Raw genomic sequence first — 12653 nt, forward strand, 5'->3', positions numbered from 1 at the left:
CCCGTCCCCGCGGTCACCACCGCGGCCGTCCTCCCGGCAACCAGGGCCAGTTGGGGAACCGGACCCGCCCCGAAAACGGGTGCCGCACTGTCGGACGCGCGTGCAATGCTCGGGCTTGTGGAGACCAGGTCCGTCAGTCCCGTGTTCGTCGGCCGCACCGAAGAGCTGAACAGCCTGAACGAAGCGCTCGCCCGCGCCGCCGCGGGCGAGCCTCAGGCGTTGCTGCTCGGCGGTGAGGCCGGCGTCGGCAAGACCCGGCTCGTCGAGGAGTTCGCCACCGCCGCCTGCCGCCAGGGCGCGGTCGTCGCCCTCGGCGGCTGCGTCGAGATCGGCGCCGACGGCCTGCCCTTCGCCCCCTTCTCCACCGCCCTGCGCGCCCTGCGCCGCGCCCTGCCCGACGAACTGGCCGCCGCGGCCGCGGGCCAGGAGGAGGAACTGGCCAGGCTGCTGCCCGAGGTCGGCGAGGCCCTCCCCGCCCGGGGCACCGGCCGGCACGACGAGGAGAGCCTGGCCCGCCTCTTCGAACTGACCGCCCGCCTCCTGGAGCGCGTCGCCGCCGAGCGCACCGTCGTCGTCGCCCTGGAGGACCTCCACTGGGCCGACGCCTCCACCCGCCACCTCCTGGCCTACCTCTTCCGCACCCTGCGCACCGGCCGCCTGGTCGTCCTCGCCACCTACCGCGCCGACGACATCCACCGCCGCCACCCGCTGCGCCCCCTGCTCGCCGAACTCGACCGGCTGCGCACGGTCCGCCGGATCGAACTCGGCCGCTTCAACCGGGACGAGGTCAGCCGTCAGATAGCCGGGATCCTCGCCACCGAACCGAACCCCGCTCAGGTCGACGACATCTTCCAACGCTCCGACGGCAACGCCTTCTTCGTCGAGGAACTCGCCGTCTGCGCGACCGAGGGCTGTGGCACCGGCCTCACCGACTCCCTGCGCGATCTGCTCCTGGTCCGCGTCGAGGGGCTGCCCGAGAGCACCCAGCGAGTTGCCCGGGTCGTCGCCGAGGGCGGCTCCACCGTGGAGTACCGGCTGCTCGCCGCCGTCACCCGGCTCGCCGAGGACGACCTCATCGAGGCGCTGCGGGTCGCGGTGAACGCCAACATCCTCCTTCCGGCACCCGACGGCGACGGCTACCGCTTCCGGCACTCCCTGGTCCGCGAGGCCGTCGCCGACGATCTGCTGCCCGGCGAACGCTCCCGCCTCAACCGCCGCTACGCCGAAACCCTGGAAGCCGACCCCACGCTCGTCCCGGCCGACGAGCGGGTCATGCGACTGGCCAGCTACTGGTACCACGCCCACGACGCCGCCAAGGCCCTGCCCGCCGTCCTTGCCGCCTCCGTCACCGCCCGTCGCCGGCACGCCTACTCCGAACAACTCCGGCTCCTGGAACGCGCGATGGAGCTGTGGGACACCACCCCCGAGGACGTCAGGTCCGCCCTGCGCCCCGTCGACTACACCGAGGTCTACCCTCCCTGCGGCTGTGACCCGGCCACCACCCCACTGCACTACCTCGACCTGATGGCCGAGGCCGCAGTCGCCGGCCGCCTGGGAGGCGAACGCGAACGCGCCCTGAAGATCACCAGGCGGGCGCTGCACCTCCTGGAGGACGACGGGGACCCCCTGCGCGCCGCCTGGTTCTGGGTCCAGCGCTCCCATCTCGTCCAGGGGCTGGCCCGCGGCGACGGCTGGGCCGAACTGGCGACCGCCGAAGAGCTGGTGCGCGGCCTGCCGCCCTCGGAGGTGCACGCCGAGGTCCTCGCCAACGTCGCCCACTGGTCCATGGTCCACGTCCCCGGCCCCGAGGCCATCTCGGCCGCCGAGCGCGCCGTGGAGTATGCGCGCATGGTCGGCGCCCGCGAGATCGAGATGAACGCCCGCCTCACCCACGCGGGTCTCATCGTCGAGTCCGGCGGCGTCGAGACCGGGCTCGACGAGATGTTCGAGATTTTGCGGCAGACGGTCGAGGACGGCATCTCCGCCGTCGCCAGCCGTGTCTACGTGAATCTGCCGAACGCCCTCGAAGCCATCGGGCGCTCCCGGGAAGCCGTGCCGATCCTGGAGGAGGGGCTCGGCTACGCCCGGAAGTTCGGCCTGTCCGACAAGGAGGCCTGGATCTGGGGCAACCTCGCCGAATCCCTCCACTCCCTGGGCCGCTGGGACCGGGCCGCGGAATCCGCCACCAGGGCCGAACTCGTCGGCCGGAGTGCCCAGCCCCGTGGCTTCCACGCCGGCAATCGCGCGGCACTCGCCCTCGCCCGCGGCGACCTGCCCGAGGCGGCACGCCAACTCACCGCCGCGCGCGGCTACTTCGGTACCCATGACAGAGCCCCTCAGCACGAACTCCCCCTCACCGAACTGGCCATCGGCATCGCCGCCGCCGAGGGCCGCCTCCTGGACGCCCGCGCCGAACTCGAACGCGTCCTGGACGCCGGCTTCCCACCCGGCACCCAGCGCTATGCCTGGCCCCTGCTGCTCACCGCCGCCACCATGGAGGCCGACGCCCTCTGTCTGCCCGTCGCCGAACAGGACCGCGCGAAGATCCTCCACCGCATCAGGGAGGCCGCCAGACCCCTCGCCACCAACGCACCCGTCTGGCTGGCCCACGAACGCTGGGTCCGCGCGGAACTGCTGCGCGCCGAGAGCGCCGACACCCCGGACCACTGGTACGAGGCCGTCACCGCCTTCGAGCCCTTGGAACGCCCCTACGACCTCGCCCGGGTCCGCCACCGGCTCGCCCAGGCCCTGCTGTCGGCACCGGGCGGCGCCGAGCAGCCCGACCGCGACCGGGCCACCGAACTCCTGCGCCTCGCCCATGCCGCCGCCGACCACCTCGGTGCCCGACCCCTGGCCGACTCCGTCGCGCTCCTCGCCCAGCGCGCCCGCCTCACCCTGACGCCGGCGCCGGCCCCCGGCCGGGACGACCCGGTCCGCTCCCTCGGCCTCACCGGCCGCGAACGCGACGTCCTGCGCCTGGTCGCCCTGGGCCGCACCAACCGCCTGATCGCCGAGGAACTCTTCATCTCCCCGAAGACGGCCAGCGTCCATGTCTCCAACATCCTGGCCAAGCTCGGCGTCTCCGGAAGGGGAGAGGCTGCGGCCGTGGCGCACCGGCTGGGGCTGTTCCCGGCGGAGGCTCTCCACGCGCCGATCACAGAGTGAGGCGTACGGTGTAGGAGACCGGCAGGGGAGGCTGCATGTTCAACATGTTCGAGGAACTGTTCGCACCCGGCCGCAAGCACACCCGTGACGAGCAGAACCGGCTGGAGCTGACCCGCGAGGACGTCGGCGACGGCGACCCCGGACGCGGACCGATAGATCTCACGTCCGGGAAGGTCGTCGTCCGCCGGTCCAAGCCGGACGACGACACCGAGGAGCCCTCGCAGAGCGCACCGACATGACGGCTCCGACTAGCTGACCTGTATCTCCAGGATCTTGTCGTCTCCCTCCTTGGGGCTGCCGCGGCCGTCGGTGTTGCTGGTGACGAGCCACAGCTTGTCGCCGCCCGCGGAGACCACCGTGCGCAGCCGGCCGTACTCCCCCTTGATGAAGGACTGCGGGTCGGCGGAGGCCGCCGTGCCCTTCAGCGGGATGCGCCACAGGCGCTGGCCCTTCAGCCCGGCCATCCACACGGAGCCCTCGGCGTAGGCGATGCCGCTGGGGGAGGCGTCGTCGGTGTGCCACTGGGCTGTCGGGTTGTGGAAGTTCTTGTCGTCGGACTTGCCCTCGGCGGTCGGCCAGCCGTAGTTGCCGCCCGGCTTGATCGCGTTCAGTTCGTCCCAGGTGTCCTGGCCGAACTCCGAGGCGAACAAACGCTGTTTGGAGTCCCAGGCGAGGCCCTGCACATTGCGGTGGCCGTACGAGTACACGGGGGAGTCCGGGAACGGGTTGCCCGGGGCCGGATCGCCCTCCGGGGTCAGCCGCAGGATCTTGCCGCCCAGGGACTTGCGGTCCTGGGACAGGCCGGTGTTGCCGCTCTCACCCGTGCCCGCGTACAGCATGCCGTCCGGGCCGAACGCGATCCGGCCGCCGTTGTGGATGAAGCCCTTCGGGATGCCCTTGAAGACGGTGTCGGGTGCGCCCAGTTGCTCACCGGACGCCTTCTGCTCGTCGTAGACCATCCGCACGACGCGGTTGTCCGAGTCGGAGGTGAAGTAGGCGTAGACCATGTGGTCCGAGGCGTAGTCCGGGGACAGCGCGATGCCCAGGAGGCCGCCTTCGCCGGCTGCGGAGACCCCGGAGACCTGCCCCAGCTCCGTCTTCTTGCCGGACTGTCCGTCGACCCGGGTGATCGTGCCGTCGTCCCGTGAGGAGACGAGCAGGTCGCCGTCGGGGAGCGGGGCGAGGCCCCAAGGGGTCTTGAGATCCTCGGCGACCGTGCGCACCACCTTCACCGAGCCCTTCGCCGGCGGGGTCGCCTCCGCGGCCTGCCGGGTGGGGGAGGACCCCGAGGCCGCACCGCTCGACGAGGCGCTGTCGCCGCCGTCGGGCGAGCCGCCGCTCCCTCCTCCGCCGTCGGAGGAGCAGCCGGCCGTCAGCAGGAGCGTGGTCGCGGCCAGCACGGCCGTCACAGCTCGACGATGCACGATCATGGTCCCTTCGAAGCGGCGGGTTCTACCTGTCATACACCGCTCGCGCCTCCCAGGTTCCCGATCTCCCGGACCCGGTGCGCACACCTGGTCTGCGGACTGGCGGCTTGTGCGCAGGCGGGGAAGGCCTGGTCTGCGGCGCGGGTGTCGTCCAGGGGTCTTTTGGTCCCACGGATCGCTGTGCAGTCGGCGGGCGAGCCGGCCCGTGGGTCGGGCGTCGTCGGTGGGCTTTCTGGTCCACGGGCCCGTGCGCCGTTGGCGGGCTTGTTGGTCCGTGGGCCGGATGCCGCTGAGGCTGCGGGTCCGTGGGTGGGGCGCCGGCGCCGGCGGGGCTGTCAGTCTTGCCGTCTCTGCGCCGCCGGGGGCTGCGAGCCCGCGGCCCGTGTGCAGTCGGCAGGCTGGTCCGCGGCGCGGGCTTCGTCTTGGGGTGTGTTGGTCCCACGGGCCCCTGCTCATTCGGCAGGCTTGCTGGCTCGCAGGGCGGGCGCCGTCGCTGGGGCGGCTGGCCCCGTGGGCCGTCGGCAGGTCCGCTAGTCCCACGAGCCCTGTGCGGACGGCAGTGCCGCCACCTCGGTGAGGTCCTGGCCGGTCAGTCGGAGACCGGCCGCCGCCGCGTTCTCCGTCACCCAACGCTCCTGCTTGGTCCCGGGCACCGGGACCACGTGAGTGCCCTGGGCCAGCACCCACGCCAGCGCCACCTGTGCCGGAGTGACGCCCTCCCCGTGCCGGGCCGCGACGCGTCGCAGGCCGGAGACTATCGGCTGGTTCGCGGCCATCATCTCGGCGGTGAAGCGGGGGTGGCGGGCGCGGACGTCGTCCGGTTCGAAGCCCTCGCCGGGGGTCAGGGTGCCGGTCAGGAAGCCGTTGCCGAGGGGCATCGCCGCCAGGAAGCCGATCCCGCGCGCCGCGCACCACGGCAGCAGCGTCCCCAGCGCCTCCGGCGACCACACCGACAGCTCCGCCTCCACCGCGCTCACCGGGAAGACCTGCTGGACCCGTTGCAACTGCCGGATCGTCGCGTCGTACAGCCGCCTGCCGGTGCGGCGCCCGCCTCGCGCTCCCATCGCGCAGAGCCCCAACGACCGTACCTTTCCGGCCTGTACGAGCTCCGCCATCGCGCCCCAGGTCTCCTCGACCGGGACCTCGGGGTCCTCGCGGTGCAGCTGGTAGAGGTCGATCACATCGGTCTGGAGCCGCCGCAGGGAGGCGTCACAGGCCCGTCTCACATAGCCGGGGCGGCCGTTGGCCACGATGTGCTGTTCGCCCACCAGCAGACCGACCTTCGTCGACACGAAGGCGTCCCCGCGCCGCTCCTTCAACACCCGGCCGAGCAGCAGCTCATTGGTGAACGGGCCGTACATGTCGGCCGTGTCCAGCAGCGTCGAGCCCAGATCGAGCGCCCGGTGCACGGCCCTGACCGACTCGTCGCCCCGCTGCCGCGACCCGCTGTAGGCCCAGCTCATCGGCATGCACCCGAGTCCGACGGCTCCCACCGCGAGCGCCGCCGCGCCGATCTTCCTGCGCTCCACCTGCTCGTGACCCTCCCTCTTCCGGCCCCCAACCTAACCTCTGGGCTCCCAGGCGCCTGACATAGCCTCCTGAGCATGAGTGCTGACGTGTGGCTTCCCATCCCGCCCGACGACATCGAGGGTCTTCCCGAGGGCCCCGAATACCACTTCTGGAACGGCGACGAGGACTTCCCGGCGGACCCGGCCGACTGCGCGTACTACGTCGTCCCCTACATGAAGCCGCCGGATGTCGTCCTGCGGCCGATGCCCCACCTGAGCTCCGTCGAGGTCGTACAGACGCTGTCGGCCGGCGTCGACCACGTGACACCGGGCCTGAGGCATCTGCGTCCCGGCGTGCGGTTGTGCAACGCGCGCGGTGTGCACGAGGCGAGCACCGCCGAGCTCACGCTCACCCTGGTCCTCGCCTCGCTGCGCGGGATCCCTGACTTCGTGCGGGCCCAGGACCAGGGGGAGTGGCGCGGCGGGTTCCGGCCCTCGCTCGCCGACAAGAACGTCCTCATCGTCGGCTACGGCTCGATCGGCTCCGCCATCGAGGACCGGCTCGTACCGTTCGAGGTTGCGCGGGTGGTGCGCGTCGCGCGCTCCGCGCGTACCACGGAGCGCGGCCCGGTGCACCCACTCACCGAACTGCCCGCCCTGCTCCCCGAGGCGGACGTCGTCATCCTGTCCACGCCCCTCGACGAGACCACACGTCACCTGGCCGATGCCGGCTTCCTGGCCCGTATGAAGGACGGCGCGCTCCTCGTGAACGTCGCCCGCGGCCCGGTCGTCGACACCAAGGCGCTGCTCGCCGAACTGGAGACCGGCCGCATCACGGCCGCCCTCGACGTCACCGACCCCGAGCCGCTCCCCCTGCGACACCCCTTGTGGCAGGCGCCGGGCGTACTCATCAGCCCCCATGTCGGAGGACCCACCTCGGCGTTCCTGCCGCGCGCCAAGCGCCTGTTGGCGGACCAGTTGAACCGCTATGTGAACCAGGAGCCCTTGCGCAACGTGATCCTTACGACGGGTTCCGAGAACGCTTAGACCCACGGAGTAACAGGCGCGCAATCCGTTTCCGGTACCCTCCGCAACCTTCCGGACGCGGGCCGTGCCTGTATCGCCGCTGGTCGTCACGGAGCGTAGAGGAACTATGTCCCTGAGTGACGAGACTGGTGTATCGTCCGGACAGGGGCAGCGCCGCGCACCATTCGGCGCCGGGGATGGACATTGCAGACTGTGAGGGGGGCGACGGGCGATGCACGGCCTATGGACCAACGATCCGACGCGGCGGGGCCGCCGGCTCCGACCCTGGCACACAGCCGCGCGCAGACGCGGCCACCACGCCGGTCACGGCGGTCACCACAGCCCTCATCACCGCAGGCACAGCACTCGCAGGAGGCATGCGCACCCGGACCCCCGGGACCCGGGGGCGGCGCTGACCGGGAGGACCCGGTGAGCTCGCCTCCCTCTCCTACGACCACCCTCGACGGAGCGCTGCGGGCCCGCCCCGCGAGGGCGGCGCTGCTGCCCTCCCGGCCGCCGGTCCTCCGTGGCGGGTCGAGCCTGGTCCACCAACTCCTCCTCGCCCTGGTGTGCGCGGCATACGCCGTCGGTTCCGCGCTCGGCTGGGGCTCGCGCGAACTCGCCCTGATCATGGGCGACTTCGGGCTCAGCGCCGCGGCGGGCACGGCCGCCGTGTCGTGCTTCCTCTACGCCCGCGACCGTCGGGTCCGCTTTCGGCAGGCCTGGCTGTTCTTCGCGCTCTCCTCGACCATGGCGTCGCTCGGCAACCTGATCTGGGGGTGGTACGAGGTCGTCCTGAGCCGGGACGTGCCCAACCCCAGCTACGCCGACCTGTTCTTCCTGTGCTTCGCGCCGCCCGCGATCGTGGGTCTGCTGGTCCTCGCCAAGCGCCCGGTGACGAAGGCGGGCTGGGTCTGTCTCGGCCTGGACTCCTGGCTGATCGGCGGCTCGCTCCTCACGCTCTCATGGAGCCTCGCTCTCGCCCAGGCGGCCAAGTCGGAGGGGCCCAGCGTCGCGCACACCGCGCTGTCCCTGGCGTATCCGCTGCTGGACATCGCCCTCGTCAGCATGGTCCTCGCGCTGCACTTCCGGCGCTCGGCGGTCAACCGCACCGCGGTGAACACCGCGATCGGCGCGCTCGCCCTGACCGTGATGTGCGACGCCCTGTTCACCTCGCCACTGCTCCACAACAGCTACCGCTCCGGCCAGTTGCTGGATGCCGGGTGGTTCGCCGGCTCCCTGCTCCTCGCCTACGCCCCCTGGGCCGCACCCCGGCACCCGGACGGCGACCTGCGGCGACCGGCCGGGCGCACGCGCGTGGTGCACGAACACCTGCCCAGGCCGCGGTTCGGGATCCAGCGCCATCCGTCCGCGCAGGGAGGGCAGGGAGGGCAGGCAGGGCAGGGCGGTGACCACAGCCGGTATCCGGTCACCCGGCCCATCACCGGGTCCCTGGCCGCCCTCACCCCGTATCTCGCCGCCGCCGTCTGCACGCTGGGGATCCTCTACAACGTCCTCAACGGCCGCAGCGTGGACCGCGTGGTGCTCCTCACCGGCGGCACCGTCGTGCTCGCCCTCGTGGTGCGCCAGGGCATCATGCTGCTCGACAACATCACCCTCACCCAGGAACTCGCGCAGAAGGAGAACCACTTCCGCTCCCTGGTGCAGGGCTCGAGCGACGTCATCATGATCGCCGCACCCAACGGCATCCTCCGCTACGTCTCCCCGGCCGCCGCAGGGGTCTACGGCCGCTCCGCCGAGGAGCTCGTGGGCACGGAACTGGCCGGTCTCATCCACCCGGAGGACCTGGGCTGCGTGGTGCACGAGGTGCGCCGTTTCCTCGCCGCCAGCCCTCTCGAAGAGCCCACCACCCGCATCGAGTGCCGCTTCCGGTCCGGCGACGGCGGCTGGCTCAACGTCGAGTCCACCGTCAACCGTCACCACGGCGGCCTCATCTTCAACAGCCGGGACGTGACCGAAAGAGTGCGCCTGCAGGCGCAGCTCCAGCACAACGCCGAGCACGACCCGCTGACCGACCTGCCCAACCGCGCCCTGTTCACCCGGCGCGTCCAGCAGGCCCTGTCCGGCCGCCGTTCCTCCGACCGCGGCACGGCCGTCCTCTTCATCGACCTGGACGGCTTCAAGGCCGTCAACGACACGATCGGGCACCAGGCCGGGGACGAGCTGCTCGTCCAGGCCGCCCGCAGACTCCAGGACGCGGTCCGATATGGGGACACCGCCTCCCGGCTCGGCGGGGACGAGTTCGCCGCGCTGATCGTCGGGGACGGCACCCGTGACCGCACCGCCCGCGAGGGCCACATCCTGGAGCTCGCCGACCGCCTCAGGGTCACGCTCTCGCAGCCGTACCTCATCGACGGCAACGATGTCCGGGTCGCTGCCTCCATCGGCGTCGCCTTCGCCGAACCCGGCCTCGGGGCGGGCGAGCTCCTGCGCAACGCGGACCTCGCGATGTACCGCGCCAAGGCGGGCGGCAAGGGCCGCGTCGAGCTCTACGCGCCCCAGATGCAGCAGGACGTCGTACGGAAGGCGGAGCTGGCCACGCGCCTGCGTGCCGCGCTGCACGACGGCGAGTTCGCCCTGCTGCACCAGCCCGTCGTCTGTCTGGAGGACGGCAGGATCACCTCGGTCTCCGCCCAGGCGCGCTGGCGCTCCTCCCAGGGGGTGCTGTTCACGCCCGCCGAGTTCCTGCGGGTGGCCGAGGACAGCGACCGTACGCAGGAGCTGGGCCGCTGGATCCTGGAGGAGGCCGTCGAGCAGGCCGCCGAGCGGGCCGCGACCGGGCTCACGGTGCCCGTGGCTGTCCGGATGAGCGCCCAGCGGCTGCTGGACCGCTCGCTGCCCCTGGGCTCGGTGGAGGCGCTGCTGACCCGGCACGGGCTGCCGTCGGGCTCCCTGGTCATCGAGCTCTCCGACGCCGACCCCCGGGTCTCCCTGGACGAGCTGGAGCGCCGGCTGACCGCGATCCGCCGCGTCGGTGTCCGGATCGCCCTGGACGGCTTCGGCAGCGGCTTCGCGGCGATCACCGCGCTGCGCAGGCTTCCCGTGGACGTACTGAAGCTCGACCGCAGCCTGGTCGAGGGCGTCGTGGAGTCCGCCAGACTGCACAAGATCACCAGCGGGCTGCTGAGGATCGCCGGAGACCTCGGTCTTCAGTCCGTGGCCGACGGCGTGGACCTCCCGGAACAGGTCATCGCCTTGCGGGCGATGGGCTGCACCCACGGGCAGGGCATGGCCTTCTCGGGACCGCTGGACGAGTACCGGCTGCGCAGGGCGCTGGCCTCGGGCCACTATCCGGTGCCGCACGGCCCCGCCGAACCCGCGTTCGCGGGAGGCGGCGCTGAGGTGTACACCAGTGGGGTGACCGCGGTCCTCGGAGGAGGCTCGGTCCTTCGCTCACATAATGAGACTCCCGTCCCACCCACTTGACACCACACGCGTGCCGGGGAGAGGGTCAGTGCCATGCGCACCCGAATTCTCGTACTTGGAAAGCGCGTCGGCTGACGCTGAGCCCTCGATCGCTCAGCGACCCCACCGGCGCGCTCCCCTCGCTTGCCTTATGGCACGAGGGGTTTTTTGTTGCACAGACACCAGTCGAACACCGCACAAACTTCGCAAAAACCCTCAGCATCGAGAAGAGAATGACGATGACCGAGCAGGCCACCGGGGCCCATCCGCAGCCGCGGCCCCGATCCGGAGGACAGCAGTCCGCCCCCGAGCACGTCACGGGCGCGCAGTCCCTCATCCGCTCTCTCGAGGAGGTCGGCGCCGAGACGGTATTCGGCATTCCCGGCGGTGCCATCCTTCCGGCGTACGACCCGCTGATGGACTCCACCCGGGTGCGGCACGTCCTGGTCCGTCACGAGCAGGGCGCGGGCCACGCGGCCACCGGTTACGCGCAGGCCACCGGCAAGGTCGGCGTCTGCATGGCGACCTCGGGCCCCGGTGCCACCAACCTGGTCACCCCGATCGCGGACGCCCACATGGACTCGGTGCCGCTCGTGGCGATCACCGGGCAGGTGGCCTCCAAGGCGATCGGCACGGACGCCTTCCAGGAGGCGGACATCGTCGGCATCACCATGCCGATCACGAAGCACAACTTCCTGGTCACCAAGGCCGAGGACATCCCGCGAGTGATCGCCCAGGCGTTCCACATCGCCTCCACCGGCCGCCCCGGACCGGTCCTGGTCGACATCGCCAAGGACGCCCTCCAGGCGAAGACGACGTTCTCCTGGCCGCCCGTCATGGATCTGCCCGGTTACCGCCCGGTGACCAAGCCGCACGCCAAGCAGATCCGTGAAGGCGCCAAGCTGATCACCCAGGCCAAGCGGCCCGTCCTCTACGTCGGCGGCGGTGTCATCAAGGCCGGCGCCACCGCCGAGCTGAAGGTCCTCGCAGAACTCACCGGAGCCCCCGTCACCACCACCCTGATGGGGCTCGGCGCATTCCCCGACAGCCACCCGCTGCACGTGGGAATGCCGGGCATGCACGGTGCGGTCACCGCCGTCACCGCGCTGCAGAAGGCCGACCTGATCGTCGCCCTCGGTACCCGCTTCGACGACCGCGTCACCGGCAAGCTGGACAGCTTCGCCCCGCACGCCAAGATCGTCCACGCCGACATCGACCCGGCCGAGATCGGCAAGAACCGTGCCGCCGACGTGCCGATCGTCGGAGACGCCCGCGAGGTCATCGCCGACCTGGTCCAGGCCGTTCAGAAGGAGCACAGCGAGGGCCACAAGGGCGACTACAGCGCCTGGTGGAAGGACCTGTCCCGCTGGCGCGAGACCTACCCGCTCGGCTACGACCTGCCCGACGACGGCTCGCTCTCCCCGCAGCAGGTCATCGAGCGGATCGGACAGCTCGCCCCCGAGGGCACGATCTTCACGGCGGGCGTCGGCCAGCACCAGATGTGGTCCGCGCACTTCATCCAGTACGAGAAGCCCGCCACCTGGCTCAACTCCGGTGGCGCCGGAACCATGGGCTACGCGGTCCCGGCCGCGATGGGGGCCAAGGCCGGCATGCCGGGCAACACGGTCTGGGCGATCGACGGCGACGGCTGCTTCCAGATGACCAACCAGGAACTGACCACCTGCGCCCTGAACAACATCCCGATCAAGGTCGCCATCATCAACAACGGCGCCCTCGGGATGGTCCGCCAGTGGCAGACCCTCTTCTACAACCAGCGCTACTCCAACACCGTGCTGCACAGCGGCCCGGAGGACGTGAACCCGGACGCCAAGGGCACGCGCGTGCCGGACTTCGTGAAGCTGTCCGAGGCGATGGGCTGCGTGGGCCTGCGCTGTGAGCGCCCGGAGGACCTGGACAAGGTCATCGCGGAGGCGAACTCCATCAACGACCGTCCCGTCGTCGTCGACTTCATCGTCCACGAGGACGCGATGGTGTGGCCGATGGTCGCCGCCGGCACCTCCAACGACGAGATCATGGCCGCCCGGGACGTCCGCCCCGACTTCGGCGACAACGAAGACGACTGAGCGAGAGAGACGTAAAA

The 12653-nt window shown here is 71.4% G+C and carries 7 protein-coding genes; 5 read left to right on the forward strand and 2 right to left on the reverse strand.

Annotated elements, in window-relative coordinates; all coding sequences use genetic code 11:
- Nucleotides 1–105: 105 nt before the first annotated feature.
- The gene (locus tag QF027_RS33660) at nucleotides 106–3165 is read left to right on the forward strand and encodes a helix-turn-helix transcriptional regulator (RefSeq protein ID WP_307082593.1); all 3060 of its coding nucleotides are present in this window, start codon (nucleotides 106–108) and stop codon (nucleotides 3163–3165) included.
- A gap of 35 nt (nucleotides 3166–3200) precedes the next feature.
- A complete protein-coding gene (locus tag QF027_RS33665; protein WP_306976036.1) occupies nucleotides 3201–3404 on the forward strand; it encodes a DUF6191 domain-containing protein in 204 nt (67 codons plus the stop codon).
- 9 nt (nucleotides 3405–3413) lie between these two features.
- Here the strand turns inward: QF027_RS33665 and QF027_RS33670 are convergent, their stop codons facing one another.
- Nucleotides 3414–4595 carry a PQQ-dependent sugar dehydrogenase gene (locus QF027_RS33670; protein WP_307078886.1) on the reverse strand — a complete coding sequence of 394 codons (1182 nt, stop codon included), beginning with the start codon at nucleotides 4593–4595 and terminating at the stop codon, nucleotides 3414–3416.
- Nucleotides 4596–5122: 527 nt separating this feature from the next.
- Nucleotides 5123–6121 (reverse strand): aldo/keto reductase, encoded by a 999-nt coding sequence (locus tag QF027_RS33675; RefSeq protein WP_307078887.1) that lies wholly within the window; start codon nucleotides 6119–6121, stop codon nucleotides 5123–5125.
- A 75-nt stretch (nucleotides 6122–6196) separates the two neighbouring features.
- On the opposite strand from QF027_RS33675, the gene QF027_RS33680 reads away from it, so the two are divergent.
- From QF027_RS33680 to QF027_RS33690, 3 genes are all read left to right on the forward strand, one after another.
- The gene (locus QF027_RS33680) at nucleotides 6197–7147 is read left to right on the forward strand and encodes a 2-hydroxyacid dehydrogenase (protein ID WP_306976030.1); all 951 of its coding nucleotides are present in this window, start codon (nucleotides 6197–6199) and stop codon (nucleotides 7145–7147) included.
- A 408-nt stretch (nucleotides 7148–7555) separates the two neighbouring features.
- Nucleotides 7556–10573 carry a putative bifunctional diguanylate cyclase/phosphodiesterase gene (locus QF027_RS33685; protein WP_307078890.1) on the forward strand — a complete coding sequence of 1006 codons (3018 nt, stop codon included), beginning with the start codon at nucleotides 7556–7558 and terminating at the stop codon, nucleotides 10571–10573.
- A 218-nt stretch (nucleotides 10574–10791) separates the two neighbouring features.
- Nucleotides 10792–12636 (forward strand): acetolactate synthase large subunit, encoded by a 1845-nt coding sequence (locus QF027_RS33690; protein WP_306976025.1) that lies wholly within the window; start codon nucleotides 10792–10794, stop codon nucleotides 12634–12636.
- Nucleotides 12637–12653 lie beyond the last annotated feature (17 nt).

Origin of the sequence: Streptomyces canus (assembly GCF_030816965.1) — a bacterium.
Classification (GTDB): domain Bacteria; phylum Actinomycetota; class Actinomycetes; order Streptomycetales; family Streptomycetaceae; genus Streptomyces; species Streptomyces canus_E.